General features: G+C 51.8%; 20 protein-coding genes. 18 read left to right on the plus strand and 2 right to left on the minus strand.

Translation table 11 applies throughout. The annotated features are described in order from the left end of the window. Together puuB and puuE are read left to right on the plus strand one after the other, a co-directional pair. Entirely contained in the window at window positions 1–1,281 is a 1,281-nt protein-coding gene (gene puuB, locus HUZ68_RS10530) for a gamma-glutamylputrescine oxidase (protein ID WP_033815777.1), read from the plus strand. 37 nt (window positions 1,282–1,318) lie between these two features. Further along, the gene (puuE, locus tag HUZ68_RS10535) at window positions 1,319–2,584 is read left to right on the plus strand and encodes a 4-aminobutyrate transaminase (protein WP_000069231.1); all 1,266 of its coding nucleotides are present in this window, start codon (window positions 1,319–1,321) and stop codon (window positions 2,582–2,584) included. Window positions 2,585–2,714: 130 nt separating this feature from the next. Here the strand turns inward: puuE and pspF are convergent, their stop codons facing one another. Continuing rightward, window positions 2,715–3,692 carry a phage shock protein operon transcriptional activator gene (pspF, locus tag HUZ68_RS10540; protein ID WP_001361677.1) on the minus strand — a complete coding sequence of 326 codons (978 nt, stop codon included), beginning with the start codon at window positions 3,690–3,692 and terminating at the stop codon, window positions 2,715–2,717. Between the two features lie 166 nt (window positions 3,693–3,858). On the opposite strand from pspF, the gene pspA reads away from it, so the two are divergent. From pspA to ompG, 16 genes are all read left to right on the plus strand, one after another. Next, window positions 3,859–4,527 (plus strand): phage shock protein PspA, encoded by a 669-nt coding sequence (pspA, locus tag HUZ68_RS10545; protein ID WP_000511033.1) that lies wholly within the window; start codon window positions 3,859–3,861, stop codon window positions 4,525–4,527. 53 nt (window positions 4,528–4,580) lie between these two features. Further along, entirely contained in the window at window positions 4,581–4,805 is a 225-nt protein-coding gene (gene pspB / locus HUZ68_RS10550) for an envelope stress response membrane protein PspB (RefSeq protein WP_001274963.1), read from the plus strand. After that, window positions 4,805–5,164 (plus strand): envelope stress response membrane protein PspC, encoded by a 360-nt coding sequence (pspC, locus tag HUZ68_RS10555; RefSeq protein WP_000907387.1) that lies wholly within the window; start codon window positions 4,805–4,807, stop codon window positions 5,162–5,164. The genes pspB and pspC overlap by 1 nt, the downstream gene beginning before the upstream one ends. An 8-nt stretch (window positions 5,165–5,172) precedes the next feature. After that, the gene (gene pspD / locus HUZ68_RS10560) at window positions 5,173–5,394 is read left to right on the plus strand and encodes a phage shock protein PspD (protein WP_001295585.1); all 222 of its coding nucleotides are present in this window, start codon (window positions 5,173–5,175) and stop codon (window positions 5,392–5,394) included. Between the two features lie 74 nt (window positions 5,395–5,468). Continuing rightward, window positions 5,469–5,783: a thiosulfate sulfurtransferase PspE gene (pspE, locus tag HUZ68_RS10565; RefSeq protein ID WP_000473113.1), complete on the plus strand. Its 315-nt coding sequence runs from the start codon at window positions 5,469–5,471 to the stop codon at window positions 5,781–5,783. 210 nt (window positions 5,784–5,993) lie between these two features. Continuing rightward, a complete protein-coding gene (gene ycjM / locus HUZ68_RS10570; protein ID WP_044808108.1) occupies window positions 5,994–7,673 on the plus strand; it encodes a glucosylglycerate phosphorylase in 1,680 nt (559 codons plus the stop codon). Window positions 7,674–7,686: 13 nt separating this feature from the next. Beyond that, complete coding sequence (locus HUZ68_RS10575; protein ID WP_239594177.1) at window positions 7,687–8,979, plus strand: ABC transporter substrate-binding protein; 1,293 nt, start codon at window positions 7,687–7,689, stop codon at window positions 8,977–8,979. 20 nt (window positions 8,980–8,999) lie between these two features. Then, window positions 9,000–9,881, plus strand: coding sequence for a carbohydrate ABC transporter permease (locus tag HUZ68_RS10580; protein WP_239594179.1), 882 nt, complete (start codon window positions 9,000–9,002; stop codon window positions 9,879–9,881). Next, the gene (locus tag HUZ68_RS10585; protein WP_239594180.1) at window positions 9,868–10,710 is read left to right on the plus strand and encodes a carbohydrate ABC transporter permease; all 843 of its coding nucleotides are present in this window, start codon (window positions 9,868–9,870) and stop codon (window positions 10,708–10,710) included. Before HUZ68_RS10580 ends, HUZ68_RS10585 begins: the two co-directional genes overlap by 14 nt. A 30-nt stretch (window positions 10,711–10,740) precedes the next feature. Beyond that, entirely contained in the window at window positions 10,741–11,793 is a 1,053-nt protein-coding gene (locus HUZ68_RS10590) for a D-guloside 3-dehydrogenase (RefSeq protein ID WP_089627563.1), read from the plus strand. A 17-nt stretch (window positions 11,794–11,810) separates the two neighbouring features. Continuing rightward, a complete protein-coding gene (locus HUZ68_RS10595) occupies window positions 11,811–12,599 on the plus strand; it encodes a 3-dehydro-D-guloside 4-epimerase (protein WP_000690230.1) in 789 nt (262 codons plus the stop codon). Between the two features lie 9 nt (window positions 12,600–12,608). Continuing rightward, window positions 12,609–13,664, plus strand: coding sequence for a D-glucoside 3-dehydrogenase (locus HUZ68_RS10600; protein WP_001343853.1), 1,056 nt, complete (start codon window positions 12,609–12,611; stop codon window positions 13,662–13,664). Next, window positions 13,661–15,928: a glycoside hydrolase family 65 protein gene (ycjT, locus tag HUZ68_RS10605; protein ID WP_239594181.1), complete on the plus strand. Its 2,268-nt coding sequence runs from the start codon at window positions 13,661–13,663 to the stop codon at window positions 15,926–15,928. The genes HUZ68_RS10600 and ycjT overlap by 4 nt, the downstream gene beginning before the upstream one ends. Further along, a complete protein-coding gene (gene pgmB, locus HUZ68_RS10610; protein WP_096937110.1) occupies window positions 15,925–16,584 on the plus strand; it encodes a beta-phosphoglucomutase in 660 nt (219 codons plus the stop codon). The genes ycjT and pgmB overlap by 4 nt, the downstream gene beginning before the upstream one ends. Window positions 16,585–16,597: 13 nt before the next feature. Further along, window positions 16,598–17,680, plus strand: coding sequence for an ABC transporter ATP-binding protein (locus HUZ68_RS10615; RefSeq protein ID WP_000057966.1), 1,083 nt, complete (start codon window positions 16,598–16,600; stop codon window positions 17,678–17,680). Between the two features lie 44 nt (window positions 17,681–17,724). Continuing rightward, entirely contained in the window at window positions 17,725–18,630 is a 906-nt protein-coding gene (gene ompG / locus HUZ68_RS10620; RefSeq protein ID WP_000735247.1) for a monomeric porin OmpG, read from the plus strand. A 110-nt stretch (window positions 18,631–18,740) separates the two neighbouring features. Here the strand turns inward: ompG and HUZ68_RS10625 are convergent, their stop codons facing one another. After that, window positions 18,741–19,739 carry a LacI family DNA-binding transcriptional regulator gene (locus HUZ68_RS10625; RefSeq protein ID WP_000075363.1) on the minus strand — a complete coding sequence of 333 codons (999 nt, stop codon included), beginning with the start codon at window positions 19,737–19,739 and terminating at the stop codon, window positions 18,741–18,743. Window positions 19,740–19,788 lie beyond the last annotated feature (49 nt).

Genomic DNA, 19,788 nt, shown 5'->3' on the forward strand with positions numbered 1-19,788 from the left:
ATGACCGAACATACCAGCAGTTACTACGCCGCCAGTGCGAATAAATACACGCCATTCGACACGCTGAATGAGTCAATCACCTGCGACGTTTGCGTGGTCGGCGGCGGCTATACCGGGCTGTCTTCCGCGCTACATCTGGCGGAAGCGGGCTTTGACGTGGTGGTTCTTGAAGCCTCACGCATTGGCTTCGGCGCAAGCGGACGCAACGGCGGGCAGCTTGTGAACTCCTACAGCCGCGACATCGACGTGATCGAAAAAAGCTACGGCATGGACACCGCCCGTATGCTCGGCAGCATGATGTTCGAGGGTGGCGAGATCATCCGCGAACGTATCAAACGCTATCAGATTGACTGCGACTACCGCCCCGGCGGCCTGTTTGTGGCGATGAATGATAAACAGCTCGCCACACTCGAAGAGCAGAAAGAGAACTGGGAACGCTACGGCAATAAACAGCTGGAGCTGCTGGACGCCAACGCCATTCGCCGCGAGGTCGCCAGCGATCGCTACACTGGTGCGCTGCTGGATCACAGCGGCGGGCATATTCACCCGCTGAACCTCGCCATTGGTGAAGCGGACGCTATCCGCCTGAACGGCGGGCGCGTGTATGAGCTTTCTGCGGTGACGCAGATCCAGCACACCACGCCCGCCGTGGTGCGTACTACCAAAGGCCAGGTGACGGCGAAGTATGTGATTGTCGCCGGGAATGCGTACCTGGGCGATAAAGTGGAGCCGGAACTGGCGAAGCGTAGTATGCCGTGCGGCACGCAGGTGATCACCACTGAGCGGCTGTCAGAAGATTTAGCCCGTTCGCTGATCCCGAAAAACTACTGTGTGGAAGACTGTAACTATCTGCTTGATTACTACCGTCTTACCGCCGACAACCGTTTGCTGTACGGCGGCGGCGTGGTGTACGGCGCGCGCGACCCGGATGACGTTGAGCGTCTTGTGGTGCCGAAACTGCTGAAAACCTTCCCGCAGTTGAAGGGCGTGAAAATCGACTATCGCTGGACGGGCAACTTCCTGCTGACCCTGTCGCGTATGCCGCAGTTCGGTCGCCTCGATACCAACATCTATTACATGCAGGGTTACAGCGGCCACGGCGTCACCTGTACTCATCTCGCCGGACGTTTGATTGCCGAACTGCTGCGCGGCGACGCCGAACGTTTCGACGCCTTCGCCAATCTGCCGCATTACCCGTTCCCCGGCGGGCGCACGCTGCGTGTGCCGTTTACCGCGATGGGCGCGGCTTATTACAGCCTGCGCGATCGTCTGGGCGTTTAATTTCCGATTAACAGTGAAGAGTCAAAAGGTGTGAAACATGAGCAACAATGAATTCCATCAGCGTCGTCTTTCTGCCACCCCGCGCGGGGTTGGCGTGATGTGTAACTTCTTCGCCCAGTCGGCTGAAAACGCCACGCTGAAGGATGTTGAGGGCAACGAGTACATCGATTTCGCCGCAGGCATTGCGGTGCTGAATACCGGACATCGCCACCCTGATCTGGTCGCGGCGGTGGAGCAGCAGCTGCAACAGTTTACCCACACCGCGTATCAGATTGTACCATATGAAAGCTACGTCACCCTGGCGGAGAAAATCAACGCCCTTGCCCCGGTGAGCGGGCAGGCCAAAACCGCGTTCTTCACCACCGGTGCGGAAGCGGTGGAAAACGCGGTGAAAATCGCCCGCGCCCATACCGGACGCCCTGGCGTGATTGCGTTTAGCGGCGGCTTTCACGGTCGTACGTATATGACTATGGCGTTAACTGGAAAGGTCGCGCCGTACAAAATCGGCTTCGGCCCGTTCCCTGGTTCGGTGTATCACGTACCTTATCCGTCAGATTTACACGGCATTTCAACACAGGACTCCCTCGACGCCATCGAACGCTTGTTTAAATCAGACATCGAAGCGAAGCAGGTCGCGGCCATTATTTTCGAACCGGTGCAGGGCGAGGGCGGTTTCAACGTTGCGCCAAAAGAGCTGGTTGCCGCCATTCGCCGCCTGTGCGACGAGCACGGTATTGTGATGATTGCTGATGAAGTGCAAAGCGGCTTTGCGCGTACCGGTAAGCTGTTTGCCATGGATCATTACGCCGATAAGCCGGATTTAATGACGATGGCGAAAAGCCTCGCGGGCGGGATGCCGCTTTCGGGCGTGGTCGGTAACGCGAATATTATGGACGCACCCGCGCCGGGCGGGCTTGGCGGCACCTACGCCGGTAACCCGCTGGCGGTGGCTGCCGCGCACGCGGTGCTCAACATTATCGACAAAGAATCACTCTGCGAACGCGCGAATCAACTGGGCCAGCGTCTGACAAACACGCTGATTGATGCCAAAGAAAGCGTTCCGGCCATCGCGGCGGTACGCGGTCTGGGGTCTATGATTGCGGCAGAGTTTAACGATCCGCAAACGGGCGAGCCGTCAGCGGCGATTGCACAGAAAATCCAGCAACGCGCGCTGGCGCAGGGACTGCTTCTACTGACCTGTGGCGCATACGGCAACGTGATTCGTTTCCTGTATCCGCTGACCATCCCGGATGCGCAATTCGATGCGGCAATGAAAATTTTGCAGGATGCGCTGAGAGATTAATACGCAGAAGCAGGGGCAACGCAATAATGCCTGATACGCTGCGCTTATCAGACCTGCAAACGACGTATTGATTATGTATGACGGATAAGGCGTTCACGCCGCATCCGGCAAGTTGTATTGCCCAACTTCGCTAAATCTGGTGCTTTTTCAACAACGCGCGGAACTGATGATAGGTTAACCCCAGTAATTCAGCCGCGCGCTTCTGGTTATATTTCCCTTGTTGCAAACTGAGTTGCAGCAACTCTTTTTCCTGCTGCATCTGAAACTCACGTAAATCCAGCGGCAGTGTTGGAAGCGAGGTGGTTTCTGAAACGGCGATAGCGTCTTCAGGCGGACGCCGTTTAAAGGGATCAATAATGATGTCATCAAGCGGATAATCGCTGGTGCCGTGGCGATACACTGAACGTTCCACCACGTTTTTCAATTCACGAATATTTCCCGGCCAACGATAATTCAGCAATGTTTCTCTGGCGTGCTCGGTAAAACCCGGGAACAGAGGCAGCTTGATTTCCCGACACATCTGAATGGCAAAGTGTTCTGCCATCAGCATAATGTCGCTTTCGCGCTCGCGCAGGGGCGGCAGTTGCACTACATCGAAAGCCAGGCGGTCGAGCAGGTCAGCGCGAAAAGTACCTTCATTGACCATCGCCGGGAGATCGGCATTCGTCGCGCATACCAACCGCACATTCACCTGCAATGGCTGGCTGCCGCCAACGCGCTCCAGTTCACCGTACTCAATCACGCGCAATAATTTCTCCTGCACCATCATCGGTGCCGTAGCGAGTTCATCAAGAAATAGCGTACCGCCGTCGGCACGTTCAAATCTCCCTGGATGACGTTTTTGCGCACCGGTAAACGCGCCCGCTTCGTGACCAAACAGTTCGGAATCCAGCAGATTTTCATTTAACGCCGCGCAGTTAAGGGAAATAAACGGCCCTTGCCAACGGGAGGAGAGATAATGCAGACGGCTGGCGATCAGCTCTTTACCTGTTCCGCGCTCGCCGATGATGAGCACCGGTTTGTCCAGCGGTGCGAGATGCGAAACCTGTTCCAGCACTTCGAGAAAGCTGTTCGCCTCACCGAGTAAATTATCTTTGTATTCTGCCATGATGAAATTCGCCACTTGTTAGTGTAATTCGCTAATTCATCCTGGCATGTTGCTGTTGATTCTTCAATCAGATCTTTATAAATCAAAAAGATAAAAAATTGGCACGCAAATTGTATTAACAGTTCAGCAGGACAATCCTGAACGCAGAAATCAAGAGGACAATATTATGGGTATTTTTTCTCGCTTTGCCGACATCGTGAATGCCAACATCAACGCTCTGTTAGAGAAAGCGGAAGATCCACAGAAACTGGTGCGTCTGATGATCCAGGAGATGGAAGATACATTGGTTGAAGTACGTTCTACTTCGGCGCGTGCGCTGGCGGAAAAGAAACAGCTGACTCGCCGTATTGAACAAGCGTCGGCGCGTGAAGTTGAATGGCAGGAAAAAGCCGAACTGGCACTACTGAAAGAGAGAGAAGATCTGGCGCGTGCCGCGTTAATTGAAAAACAGAAACTGACCGATCTGATTAAGTCCCTGGAACATGAAGTGACGCTGGTGGACGATACGCTGGTGCGTATGAAGAAAGAGATCGGCGAGCTGGAAAACAAATTGAGCGAAACCCGTGCTCGCCAGCAGGCATTGATGTTACGCCATCAGGCGGCAAACTCGTCGCGCGATGTGCGTCGTCAGCTGGACAGCGGCAAACTGGATGAAGCAATGGCTCGTTTCGAATCTTTCGAACGTCGAATTGACCAGATGGAAGCGGAAGCAGAAAGCCACAGCTTCGGTAAACAAAAATCGCTGGACGATCAGTTTGCCGAACTGAAAGCCGATGATGCAATCAGCGAGCAACTGGCACAATTAAAAGCCAAAATGAAGCAAGACAATCAATAATAACATCCAGGCGGCGTCCGAACGCGCCGCCGCTCATCGTCTAAGGAGTACTTATGAGCGCGCTATTTCTGGCTATTCCGTTAACCATTTTTGTGCTGTTTGTTTTACCGATCTGGTTATGGCTGCATTACAGCAATCGTTCTGGTCGCAGTGAATTGTCGCAAAGTGAGCAGCAGCGATTAGCGCAACTGGCTGATGAAGCAAAACGGATGCGCGAACGTATTCAGGCGCTGGAATCTATTCTTGATGCAGAACATCCGAACTGGAGGGATCGCTAATGGCGGGCATTAATCTCAATAAAAAATTATGGCGTATTCCACAGCAGGGCATGGTCCGTGGCGTCTGCGCCGGGATTGCCAACTATTTTGATGTACCGGTAAAACTGGTGCGTATCCTGGTGGTGTTGTCGATTTTCTTCGGTCTGGCGCTATTTACCCTGGTTGCTTACATCATTTTGTCATTTGCGCTTGATCCAATGCCGGACAACATGGCCTTTGGTGAGCAGCTACCTTCCAGCAGCGAATTGCTGGATGAAGTCGACCGTGAACTGGCGGCAAGTGAAACGCGTTTACGCGAGATGGAACGTTATGTCACTTCCGATACTTTCACGTTACGTAGCCGTTTCCGTCAACTGTGAGGAAAGTTATGAATACTCGCTGGCAACAGGCCGGGCAAAAGGTAAAGCCTGGTTTCAAATTAGCAGGCAAGCTGGTACTTCTTACCGCACTGCGCTATGGCCCAGCGGGTGTGGCGGGCTGGGCGATAAAATCAGTTGCTCGCCGACCGCTGAAAATGTTGCTGGCTGTGGCGCTGGAACCGCTGTTAAGTCGGGCTGCTAATAAACTGGCACAGCGTTATAAAAGGTGAGGGGAGTTTCGCAAAAATTGTTAAATCTCAGGCGTATAATGGATAGCAATATTCATCCATAGAAGGACGCTTACATGTTTAAAAAAGGCTTACTTGCTCTGGCACTGGTGTTTTCACTGCCCGTTTTCGCCGCTGAACACTGGATCGATGTTCGTGTTCCAGAGCAGTATCAGCAAGAGCACGTTCAGGGGGCCATCAATATTCCCCTGAAGGAAGTGAAAGAGCGCATTGCCACCGTCGTTCCGGATAAAAACGACACCGTGAAAGTGTATTGCAATGCCGGACGCCAATCAGGGCAGGCAAAAGAGATCCTTAGCGAGATGGGATATACCCACGTTGAGAACGCCGGTGGCCTGAAAGACATCGCAATGCCGAAGGTCAAAGGTTAAAAGAATTCACCATGAGCGGCGCTTATGCGCCGTTTTTTTCTGTCACACCTTATTTACATCCCTATAGATTATTTGCGTCAGCTCACAAATACGCTTTTTCCCTGGTAAAAAATGATTTCCTGAGTGACTAAAACCCTTGTGCTCAATTGACAGTTTATTTTCTGCGGAGTAGTCTCTCATTTCATGGGACCGCTACCACGGAAAGGCAATATGAAACAGAAAATTACGGATTACCTGGACGAAATCTACGGTGGAACATTTACCGCAACTCATTTACAGAAACTTGTAACGCGTCTTGAGAGTGCGAAACGATTAATTACACAGCGACGTAAAAAACACTGGGATGAAAGTGATGTCGTGTTAATTACCTATGCCGATCAATTTCACAGTAATGATTTAAAACCACTACCCACATTTAATCAGTTTTACCATCAATGGCTGCAAAGCATTTTTTCACATGTTCATTTATTACCTTTTTATCCATGGTCATCTGATGATGGATTTTCGGTAATTGATTATCATCAGGTCGCCAGTGAAGCGGGGGAGTGGCAGGATATTCAGCAGCTCGGTGAATGCAGTCATTTAATGTTTGATTTTGTCTGCAACCATATGTCGGCAAAAAGTGAATGGTTTAAAAACTATTTACAACAGCAGCCAGGTTTTGAAGATTTTTTTATTGCGGTTGATCCGCGAACCGATCTCAGCGCTGTCACCCGTCCGCGTGCATTACCGCTATTAACGCCGTTTCAAATGGATGATAATTCCACGCGCCATTTATGGACCACCTTTAGCGACGATCAAATTGACCTGAATTACCGTAGCCCTGACGTGTTGCTGGCGATGGTGGATGTTTTGCTTTGTTACCTGGAAAAGGGCGCAGAGTATGTCCGTCTGGATGCCGTTGGCTTTATGTGGAAAGAGCCGGGAACAAGCTGCATCCATCTGGAAAAAACACATCTGATTATCAAACTGTTACGGTCGATTATTGATAACGTTGCGCCAGGTACAGTGATCATTACCGAGACCAATGTTCCGCATAAAGACAACATTGCTTACTTTGGCGAAGGCGATGACGAAGCGCATATGGTGTACCAGTTCTCGCTGCCGCCGCTGGTGTTACATGCGGTGCAAAAACAGAACGTCGAGGCGCTGTGCCAGTGGGCGCAAAGTCTGAGCTTGCCCTCCGGTAAAACGACCTGGTTTAACTTCCTCGCCTCTCACGATGGCATCGGGCTGAACCCACTGCGGGGCTTGTTACCAGAAAGCGAAATATTAGCGCTGGTCGAGGCATTACAGCAGGAAGGGGCATTAGTAAACTGGAAAAATAATCCCGACGGTACGCGCAGTCCCTATGAAATAAATGTCACCTATATGGATGCGTTAAGCCGCCGCGAGAGTAGCGATGAAGAACGTTGCGCCAGGTTTATCCTTGCCCATGCGATTTTGTTAAGTTTCCCCGGTGTGCCAGCGATATATATTCAAAGTATTCTGGGCTCGCGTAATGATTACGCAGGTGTCGAAAAACTCGGATATAACCGTGCGATTAACCGTAAAAAATATTACAGAGAAGAGATAACCCGAGAACTGAACGATGAAGCTACATTAAGGCATGCGGTATATCATGAGTTGTCGCGTTTAATTATACTTCGTCGTAGCCATAACGAGTTTCATCCGGATAATAATTTTACCATCGATACGGTTAATTCATCCGTAATGCGTATTCAAAGAAGTAACGCAGAGGGTAATTGTCTGACTGGATTGTTTAATGTCAGTAAAAATATTCAGCATGTAAATATTACTGGCCTGCACGGTCGGGATCTGATTAGTGAAGTTGATATATTGGGTAATAAAATAACGCTGCGCCCCTGGCAGGTTATGTGGATTAAATAAAAAGGAACATCTCATGATTAAATCAAAAATTGTGCTGTTATCAGCACTGGTTTCCTGCGCCCTGATTTCAGGCTGTAAAGAAGAAAATAAAACCCATGTATCCATCGAATTTATGCATTCTTCGGTGGAGCAGGAGCGTCAGGCAGTTATCAGTAAATTGATTGCCCGTTTTGAAAAAGAAAACCCGGGCATCACCATTAAGCAAGTGCCCGTGGAAGAAGATGCCTATAACACTAAAGTCATTACCCTTTCACGTAGCGGTTCGCTGCCGGAAGTGATCGAAACCAGCCATGACTACGCCAAAGTTATGGATAAAGAGCAGCTTATCGATCGCAAAGCGGTTGCCACGGTCATCAGCAACGTTGGTGAAGGCGCGTTTTACGATGGCGTACTGCGTATTGTGCGTACCGAAGATGGTAGCGCATGGACCGGTGTTCCTGTCAGCGCCTGGATTGGCGGCATCTGGTATCGCAAAGATGTGCTGGCAAAAGCGGGGCTGGAGGAGCCGAAAAACTGGCAACAGCTGCTGGACGTTGCACAGAAACTGAATGACCCGGCGAATAAAAAATACGGTATTGCGCTGCCTACGGCAGAAAGCGTGCTGACGGAACAATCCTTCTCCCAGTTTGCGTTATCCAACCAGGCCAACGTCTTTAACGCCGAAGGCAAAATCACCCTTGATACACCAGAGATGATGCAGGCGCTGACCTATTACCGCGACCTTGCTGCCAACACCATGCCGGGTTCTAACGACATCATGGAAGTGAAAGACGCCTTTATGAACGGCACCGCGCCGATGGCGATTTACTCCACCTATATCCTTCCGGCTGTAATTAAAGAAGGCGACCAGAAAAACGTCGGTTTCGTGGTGCCAACCGAGAAAAACTCTGCCGTCTACGGCATGTTGACCTCGCTGACCATTACCGCCGGACAAAAGACTGAAGAAACGGAAGCGGCTGAAAAATTTGTCACCTTTATGGAGCAGGCAGACAACATTGCCGACTGGGTGATGATGTCGCCAGGCGCGGCACTGCCGGTGAACAAAGCGGTTGTCACTACCGCCACCTGGAAAGACAACGACGTTATTAAGGCGCTGGGTGAACTACCGAATCAGCTAATCGGTGAACTGCCAAATATTCAGGTCTTTGGCGCAGTAGGGGATAAAAACTTTACCCGCATGGGTGATGTGACGGGTTCTGGCGTGGTGAGTTCAATGGTGCATAACGTCACCGTGGGTAAAGCCGATCTCTCTACTACGCTGCAAGCGAGCCAGAAAAAACTGGATGAACTGATCGAACAGCACTAAACCCAGGACAGGAATCCGCAATGAACAGGCTTTTTTCAGGTCGTTCCGATATGCCCTTTGCGCTGCTGCTTCTCGCGCCTAGCTTATTACTGCTGGGCGGTCTGGTGGCGTGGCCGATGGTGTCGAATATCGAAATCAGTTTTTTACGTCTGCCGCTCAATCCCAACATCGAGTCAACGTTTGTTGGGGTGAGCAACTATGTGCGTATCCTCTCCGATCCCGGCTTCTGGCATTCGCTGTGGATGACGGTCTGGTATACCGCGCTGGTGGTGGCGGGCAGCACCGTGCTCGGGCTGGCGGTGGCGATGTTTTTAAACCGCGAGTTCCGCCTGCGCAAAACCGCGCGTTCGCTGGTGATCCTCTCCTACGTAACGCCGTCCATTTCGCTGGTGTTCGCCTGGAAATACATGTTCAACAACGGCTACGGCATTGTGAACTACCTCGGCGTCGATCTTCTGCATCTCTACGAGCAGGCTCCGCTGTGGTTCGATAATCCGGGCAGTAGCTTTGTGCTGGTGGTGCTGTTCGCCATCTGGCGCTACTTCCCGTATGCCTTTATCTCGTTTCTGGCGATTTTGCAGACCATCGACAAATCGCTGTACGAAGCGGCAGAGATGGATGGCGCTAATGCCTGGCAGCGGTTTCGCATCGTCACGCTGCCCGCGATTATGCCGGTCCTGGCGACGGTGGTGACCCTGCGCACCATCTGGATGTTCTACATGTTCGCGGATGTTTATTTGCTGACGACCAAGGTCGATATTCTCGGTGTATATCTCTACAAAACCGCCTTTGCCTTTAATGATTTAGGAAAAGCGGCGGCGATCTCGGTGGTGCTCTTCATCATTATTTTCGCTGTCATTCTGCTGACCAGGAAACGGGTGAACCTCAATGGCAACAAATAAACGCACACTCAGTCGCATCGGTTTTTACTGCGGGCTGGCGCTGTTTCTCATCATCACGCTGTTTCCATTTTTTGTGATGCTGATGACCTCGTTCAAGGGCGCGAAAGAGGCGATCTCACTGCATCCTACGCTGCTGCCGCAGCAGTGGACGCTGGAGCATTACGTCGACATTTTTAACCCGATGATTTTCCCGTTTGTCGACTACTTCCGTAACAGTCTGGTGGTGTCTGTGGTTTCATCCGTGGTGGCGGTATTCCTCGGCATTCTCGGAGCTTACGCGCTTTCTCGCCTGCGCTTTAAAGGCAGGATGACCATCAACGCCAGCTTTTACAAGGTGTATATGTTCTCCGGCATTTTGCTGGTGGTGCCACTGTTCAAAATCATCACCGCGCTTGGTATTTACGACACCGAGATGGCGCTGATCATCACCATGGTGACGCAAACTCTGCCCACCGCCGTGTTTATGCTGAAAAGCTACTTCGACACCATCCCTGATGAGATCGAAGAAGCGGCGATGATGGATGGCCTCAACCGTCTGCAAATCATCTTCCGTATCACCGTGCCCCTGGCGATGTCCGGGCTGATATCGGTGTTCGTCTACTGCTTTATGGTGGCATGGAACGACTATCTGTTTGCGTCGATTTTCCTCTCCAGCGCCAGCAATTTCACCTTACCAGTGGGCCTGAACGCGCTGTTCAGTACGCCTGATTACATCTGGGGACGCATGATGGCGGCCTCGCTGGTGACCGCATTGCCGGTGGTGATTATGTATGCGCTTTCGGAACGTTTTATTAAGAGTGGTTTGACCGCCGGTGGCGTGAAGGGCTAAAGCGGCCAGTTTCTTTACAAGGAGTTTTACATGAAAAAGTTAGTAGCCACAGCACCGCGCGTTGCTGCGCTGGTTGAGTATGAAGATCGGGCGATTTTAGCCAATGAAGTGAAGATCCGCGTGCGTTTCGGCGCACCGAAACACGGAACGGAAGTGGTCGACTTCCGCGCCGCCAGCCCGTTTATCGATGAAGACTTTAACGGCGAGTGGCAGATGTTCACCCCGCGTCCGGCAGATGCGCCGCGCGGCATTGAGTTTGGCAAAATCCAGCTTGGCAACATGGTGGTTGGCGACATTATCGAGTGCGGCAGCGACGTTACCGACTACGCAGTGGGCGACAGCGTATGCGGCTACGGCCCGCTCTCCGAGACGGTCATCATTAACGCAGTGAATAACTACAAGCTGCGCAAAATGCCGGAAGGCAGCTCCTGGAAAAACGCCGTCTGCTACGACCCGGCGCAGTTCGCCATGAGTGGCGTTCGCGATGCCAACGTACGCGTAGGGGATTTTGTCGTGGTGGTAGGGCTTGGCGCGATCGGTCAAATTGCCATCCAACTGGCTAAACGCGCTGGCGCGTCGGTGGTAATTGGCGTCGATCCTATTGCCCATCGTTGTGATATTGCTCGTCGTCACGGTGCGGATTTCTGCCTTAATCCCATTGGCACTGACGTAGGCAAAGAGATCAAAACGCTGACCGGCAAGCAGGGTGCCGATGTGATTATCGAAACCAGCGGTTACGCCGACGCGCTGCAGTCGGCACTGCGCGGTCTGGCCTACGGCGGCACCATCTCCTATGTCGCGTTTGCCAAACCATTTGCTGAAGGTTTTAACCTCGGACGCGAAGCGCATTTCAATAACGCCAAAATTGTTTTCTCCCGCGCGTGCAGCGAACCGAACCCGGATTATCCGCGCTGGAGCCGTAAGCGTATTGAAGAAACCTGCTGGAAACTGCTGATGAACGGTTATCTCAATTGCGAAGATTTAATCGATCCGGTAGTGACCTTTGCCAACAGCCCGGAAAGCTACATGCAGTATGTCGATCAGCATCCGGAACAGAGCATCAAAATGGGCGTCACGTTTTAATTCAAAGGAATGAAAAAATGAAAATAGGCACACAGAATCAGGCGTTCTTCCCGGAAAATATTCTGGAGAAATTTCGTTATATCAAAGAGATGGGCTTCGATGGTTTTGAGATTGACGGCAAACTGCTGGTCAACAACATCGAAGAAGTCAAAGCGGCAATCAAAGAAACCGGTTTACCGGTGACCACCGCCTGCGGCGGCTATGACGGCTGGATTGGTGACTTTATCGAAGAGCGTCGTCTTAATGGCTTAAAGCAGATCGAACGCATTCTCGAAGCGCTGGCAGAAGTGGGGGGTAAAGGTATCGTCGTTCCGGCAGCGTGGGGCATGTTTACCTTCCGCTTACCGCCGATGACCTCGCCGCGTAGCCTGGACGGCGACCGCAAAATGGTGAGTGATTCCCTGCGCGTACTGGAACAGGTCGCCGCGCGTACCGGAACCGTGGTGTATCTCGAACCGTTAAACCGCTATCAGGATCATATGATCAACACCCTCGCCGATGCTCGTCGTTACATCGTCGAAAACAATCTTAAACATGTGCAGATTATCGGCGATTTCTATCACATGAATATCGAAGAAGATAACCTCGCGCAGGCGCTGCACGACAACCGCGACCTGCTCGGTCATGTGCATATTGCCGATAACCATCGTTATCAGCCGGGCAGCGGCACCCTGGATTTCCACGCGCTGTTTGAACAACTGCGCGCCGATAATTATCAGGGCTATGTGGTGTATGAAGGGCGCATTCGGGCAGAAGATCCTGCCCAGGCGTACCGTGATTCTTTGGCCTGGTTGCGTACCTGCTAAGAGGTCTTTGTGAAAAGTGCAATGACAAGCTCTCCGCTGCGGGTCGCGATCATAGGCGCGGGCCAGGTGGCGGATAAAGTTCATGCTTCGTACTACTGCACCCGCAACGATCTGGAACTGGTGGCTGTCTGTGACAGCCGCCTTTCCCAGGCGCAGGCGCTGGCAGATAAATACGGTAATGCATCCGTGTGGGACGATCCGCAGGCCATGCTGCTGGCGGTGAAACCTGATGTGGTTAGCGTCTGCTCACCTAACCGTTTTCATTACGAACATACCCTGATGGCACTGGAAGCGGGCTGCCATGTGATGTGCGAAAAACCGCCCGCCATGACGCCAGAACAGGCGCGGGAAATGTGCGATACCGCGCGCAAACTGGGCAAGGTGCTGGCCTACGACTTTCACCATCGTTTTGCGCTCGATACGCAACAGCTGCGTGAACAGGTGACCAACGGCGTTTTGGGAGAGATTTACGTTACCACCGCCCGCGCCCTGCGTCGCTGCGGCGTTCCCGGCTGGGGGGTCTTTACCAATAAAGAATTGCAGGGCGGCGGGCCGCTTATTGACATCGGCATTCATATGCTGGATGCGGCGATGTATGTACTGGGCTTTCCGGCGGTGAAAAGCGTGAATGCGCATAGCTTTCAAAAGATCGGCACGCAAAAGAGCTGTGGTCAATTTGGCGAGTGGGATCCGGCAACTTACAGCGTCGAAGATTCGCTGTTTGGCACCATTGAATTTCATAACGGCGGCATTCTGTGGCTGGAAACGTCATTTGCGCTCAACATCCGCGAACAGTCGATTATGAACGTCAGCTTTTGTGGTGATAAAGCCGGTGCGACGCTGTTTCCAGCGCATATCTACACCGATAACAACGGTGAGTTAATGACTCTGATGCAACGGGAAATGGCGGATGACAACCGCCATTTGCGCAGCATGGAAGCCTTTATCAATCACGTACAGGGCAAGCCCGTGATGATAGCCGACGCCGAGCAGGGGTACATCATCCAGCAACTGGTGGCGGCGTTGTATCAATCCGCAGAAACAGGGACGCGTGTGGAATTATGACCAGGCCAGTAACGTTATCAGAACCCCATTTCAGCCAGCATACCCTGAACAAGTATGCATCACTGATGGCGCAGGGGAACGGCTATCTTGGGCTTCGCGCCAGCCATGAAGAAGATTACACGCGCCAGACGCGCGGCATGTATCTGGCGGGGCTTTATCATCGGGCGGGTAAAGGTGAAATCAACGAACTGGTGAACCTGCCCGATGTGGTGGGGATGGAGATTGTCATAAATGGTGAGGTTTTCTCATTATCCCGCGAAGCCTGGCAGCGTGAGCTTGACTTTGCCAGTGGCGAATTACGGCGCAGCGTTGTCTGGTGTACCAGCAACGGCGCGCGTTACACCATCGCCAGCCGTCGCTTTGTTTCGGCAGACCAACTGCCGCTCATTGCGCTGGAAATCACTATTACGCCACTGGACGCTGACGCGTCAGTGCTGATTTCAACAGGTATCGACGCCACGCAAACCAACCACGGTCGCCAACATCTCGACGAAACCCAGGTGCGGGTGTTTGGTCAGCATCTGATGCAGGGGATCTACACCACCCAGGATGGACGCAGTGATGTGGCCATCAGCTGTTGCTGTAAGGTGAGCGGTGATGTGCAGCAATGCTATACCGCCAAAGAGCGCCGTTTGCTGCAACATACCAGTGCGCAGCTTCATGCAGGCGAGACAGTGACGTTGCAAAAACTGGTGTGGATCGACTGGCGGGATGACAGGCAAGCCGTTTTAGACGAGTGGGGCAGCGCGTCGCTTCGCCAGCTTGAAATGTGCGCGCAGCAGAGTTACGACCAACTTCTTGCAGCATCAACAGAAAACTGGCGTCAATGGTGGCAGAAACGTCGTATCACAGTAAATGGCGGCGATGCGCACGATCAGCAAGCGTTAGATTATGCGCTTTATCATCTGCGCATCATGACGCCGGTTCACGACGAGCGCAGCAGTATTGCGGCAAAAGGCTTAACCGGCGAAGGCTACAAAGGCCACGTTTTCTGGGATACAGAAGTATTTTTGCTACCGTTTCATCTGTTTAGCGATCCGACGGTTGCCCGAAGTTTACTGCGTTATCGCTGGCACAACTTGCCTGGCGCGCAGGAGAAAGCGCGACGCAATGGTTGGCAGGGCGCGCTGTTTCCGTGGGAAAGCGCGCGCAGCGGCGAAGAAGAGACGCCAGAATTTGCCGCCATTAACATTCGTACCGGGCTGCGGCAAAAAGTGGCCTCGGCGCAGGCGGAACATCATCTGGTGGCCGATATCGCCTGGGCGGTTATTCAATACTGGCAGACCACGGGGGATGAAAGTTTCATTGCTCATGAAGGCATGGCGCTACTTCTGGAAACTGCAAAGTTCTGGATTAGCCGCGCGGTGAGGGTTAACGACCGTCTGGAAATTCATGATGTTATTGGGCCAGACGAATATACCGAACATGTCAATAATAACGCCTTCACCAGCTATATGGCGTATTACAACGTCCAGCAGGCGCTGAGTATTGCCCGCCAGTTTGGCTGTAGCGACGACGCGTTTATTCATCGCGCCGAAATGTTCCTTAAAGAACTGCGGCTGCCAGAAATTCAGCCCGACGGCGTTTTGCCGCAGGATGATTCGTTTATGGCTAAGCCGGCGATTAATCTGGCGAAATACAAAGCGGCGGCGGGGAAGCAAACCATACTGCTGGATTATTCACGCGCAGAAGTGAACGAGATGCAGATCCTCAAACAAGCTGATGTGGTGATGCTCAATTACATGCTGCCGGAGCAGTTCTCAGCGGCATCGTGTCTTGCCAATCTGCAATTTTATGAACCGCGTACCATTCACGACTCGTCATTAAGTAAAGCAATCCACGGCATTGTTGCCGCACGCTGTGGCCTGCTGACCCAAAGTTATCAGTTCTGGCGCGAGGGGACTGAAATCGATCTTGGTGCTGATCCGCATAGTTGTGATGATGGTATCCATGCTGCCGCAACTGGCGCTATCTGGCTGGGGGCGATTCAGGGTTTTGCCGGGGTGAGCGTGCGTGACGGTGAATTGCATCTAAATCCGGCGTTACCTGAGCAGTGGCAACAGTTGTCTTTCCCTCTGTTCTGGCAGGGCTGCGAATTACAGGTCACTCTCGACGCGCAGCGTATTGCGATTCGAACTTCTGCGCCCGTTTCACTGCGTTTGAACGGTCAGCTTATATACGTGGCTGAAGAATCTGTTTTCTGTTTGGGTGATTTTATTTTGCCCTTCAATGGGACCGCTACCACGCATCAGGAGGATGAATGAAACTGCAAGGGGTAATTTTCGATCTGGATGGTGTAATCACCGATACCGCGCATCTGCATTTCCAGGCGTGGCAGCAGATTGCCGCTGAAATTGGCATCAGCATTGATGCGCAGTTTAACGAATCCCTAAAAGGGATCAGCCGCGATGAGTCTCTGCGGCGCATTCTGCAACACGGGGGCAAAGAGGGCGACTTTAACCCGCAGGAGCTGGCGCAACTGGCGTATCGCAAAAATCTGCTTTACGTCCACTCACTGCGCGAGCTGACGGTTAATGCTGTGCTGCCCGGTATTCGCAATTTGCTGGCAGAGCTCCGTGCACAGCAGATCCCGGTTGGGCTGGCTTCTGTCTCCCTGAATGCGCCGACGATTTTAGCGGCGCTGGAGCTGCGCGAGTTTTTCACCTTCTGCGCGGATGCTTCCCAACTTAAAAACTCGAAACCGGACCCGGAAATCTTTCTTGCCGCCTGTGCAGGGCTGGGCGTGCCGCCGCAGGCATGTATCGGCATTGAAGATGCGCAGGCGGGCATTGACGCCATTAACGCCAGCGGTATGCGCTCGGTGGGGATCGGCGCGGGCTTAACCGGGGCGCAATTACTGTTGCCTTCAACGAAATCACTCACCTGGCCGCGGTTATCGGCCTTCTGGCAAAACGTATAGCAAAGGAATCAACATGGCTCAGCTTTCGTTACAACATATTCAAAAAATCTACGATAACCAGGTGCATGTGGTGAAGGACTTCAACCTGGAAATTGCCGATAAAGAGTTCATCGTATTTGTCGGCCCGTCGGGCTGCGGTAAATCGACCACCCTGCGCATGATTGCCGGGCTTGAGGAGATCAGCGGCGGCGATCTGTTGATCGACGGCAAACGAATGAATGACGTTCCAGCCAAAGCACGCAATATCGCAATGGTGTTCCAGAACTACGCGTTGTATCCGCATATGACGGTTTACGACAACATGGCGTTTGGCCTTAAGATGCAAAAAATCGCCAAAGAGGTGATTGATGAGCGGGTGAACTGGGCGGCGCAAATTCTCGGCCTGCGTGAGTACCTGAAGCGCAAGCCGGGCGCGCTTTCCGGCGGGCAACGCCAGCGTGTGGCGCTCGGGCGGGCGATTGTGCGCGAAGCGGGCGTGTTTTTAATGGATGAACCGCTCTCTAACCTTGATGCCAAGCTGCGCGTACAAATGCGCGCAGAGATCAGCAAGCTGCATCAGAAACTGAACACCACCATGATCTACGTGACCCACGATCAGACCGAAGCGATGACCATGGCGACGCGGATTGTGATTATGAAGGACGGGATTGTTCAGCAAGTAGGTGCGCCGAAAATGGTTTATAACCAACCCGCGAATATGTTCGTAGCCGGATTTATTGGATCGCCTGCGATGAATTTTATTCGCGGCACGATCGATGGCGATAAATTCGTTACGGAAACGCTTAAATTAACCATACCCGAAGAGAAATTAGCGGTTCTGAAAACACAGGAAAGTTTGCATAAGCCCATCGTGATGGGAATACGCCCGGAAGATATTCATCCGGACGCGCAAGAAGAAAATAACATTTCCGCCAAAATTAGCGTGGCAGAATTAACCGGTGCGGAATTTATGCTCTACACCACGGTTGGGGGGCACGAGTTAGTGGTCCGTGCTGGTGCGTTAAATGATTATCATGCAGGAGAAAATATCACCATTCATTTTGATATGACGAAATGTCATTTCTTTGATGCAGAAACGGAAATAGCAATTCGCTAAATACAGGGGGAAGGCATTCCCCCAGGATAATACAAGGAACAATAATGAAAAAGTTATTACCCTGTACCGCACTGGTGATGTGTGCGGGAATGGCCTGCGCACAGGCCGAGGAAAAGAACGACTGGCACTTTAATATCGGCGCGATGTACGAAATAGAAAACGTCGAGGGTTATGGCGAAGATATGGATGGGCTGGCGGAGCCTTCTGTCTACTTTAATGCCGCCAACGGGCCGTGGAGAATTTCTCTGGCCTATTATCAGGAAGGGCCGGTAGATTATAGCGCGGGTAAACGTGGAACGTGGTTTGATCGCCCGGAGCTGGAGGTACATTATCAGTTCCTCGAAAGCGATGATTTCAGTTTCGGCCTGACCGGCGGTTTCCGTAATTATGGTTATCACTACGTTGATGAACCGGGTAAAGACACGGCGAATATGCAGCGCTGGAAAATCGCGCCAGACTGGGATGTGAAACTGACTGACGATTTACGTTTCAACGGTTGGTTGTCGATGTATAAATTTGCCAACGATTTGAACACGACCGGTTACGCTGATACCCGTGTCGAAACGGAAACAGGTCTGCAATATACCTTCAACGAAACGGTTGCTTTGCGAGTGAACTATTATCTCGAGCGCGGCTTCAATATGGACGACAGCCGCAATAACGGTGAGTTTTCCACGCAAGAAATTCGCGCCTATTTGCCGCTGACGCTCGGCAATCACTCGGTGACGCCGTATACGCGCATTGGGCTGGATCGCTGGAGTAACTGGGACTGGCAGGATGATATTGAACGTGAAGGCCATGATTTTAACCGTGTTGGTTTATTTTACGGTTATGATTTCCAGAATGGTCTTTCCGTTTCGCTGGAATACGCGTTTGAGTGGCAGGATCACGACGAAGGCGACAGCGATAAATTCCATTATGCAGGTGTCGGCGTAAATTACTCGTTCTGATAATGGGCTAAATTGCCGGATGCGGCGCGAGTACTTTATCCGATCTATAAATGTAGGCCGGATAAGATGCGCCAGCATCGCATCCGGCATTCAGGCAAGGTCGCTGGTATTTATTTCAGCGTCATATGCGTGGCAACGGTAATATTCTGTGGTGACGGTTTTCCAGAAATTAAGCGGAATAATAACTCGCAGCTTTGTTGACCTAACTCCTGCGTCGGAACATCGATGCCGCCCGGTGCAGGCGTTAAAATAAATGACAGCGTTTCATTGCTATAACCCACCACCGCTAACTGCTGCGGAATAGCAATATTTTTCTCTGCTGCCGCACGATAAATGCTCATTAATTTCAGGCTGTCAGTGGCAAACACCGCCTCAGGCAACGGTGACTGGCTTAATAATTCTCTCGCGGCTTGCAGTGCTGTTTCATGGGTATAACCGCCGTCAACAATCCATTCATCACGCACTGCAATATTATGCGCGGACAGACTTTGCTTATAACCATTTACCCGATCCACTGAAACATGGACATCAAGCGGAGCATGCAGGCAGGCAATATTTTGATGCCCACTTTCAATTAACGCATCGGTCAACGCAATGCTGTCACCAAAATTATCGGTATCGACAGAATAAACATGGGCATATTGACCTTCAACTTTGCCAATCACCACGACAGGAATATCGTATTTATCAAGTTGGGCAAAAAATGACTCATCCGCTGGCGAACTTAGCATAATAATGCCTTTAATCATTTTCTGCTTAATTTTGCTTTCACATTTTTGTAAGTCTTCTGCCAGGTTGTGCGACGTCTGCAATATCACGTCGAAACCTTCTTCTTCCGCTTTGGCGGTGATGGCATGTAGAACTTCAGAGAAAAACGGATTACCCGCCGTAGTTTTGGTCGAACGGGTAGAAATCACCATAATGGCATCAAAACCCGAAGAGGTCAGCGCGCGGGCCAGCTTGTTTGGCTGATACTGTAATTCTTCAATGGCCCGTAACACTTTTTCGCGCGCTTCCGGGGAGATATTAGTTTGCTTATTCAGCACGCGTGATACGGTGGATTTTGATACGCCTGCAACCCTGGCAATATCATAAATAGTAGGGGACATAGGTCAGGAACTCCGTCCGAACGTGAATGCTGCACATCTTATGGAGTTC

Source organism: Shigella dysenteriae (assembly GCF_022354085.1).
GTDB lineage: Bacteria > Pseudomonadota > Gammaproteobacteria > Enterobacterales > Enterobacteriaceae > Escherichia > Escherichia coli.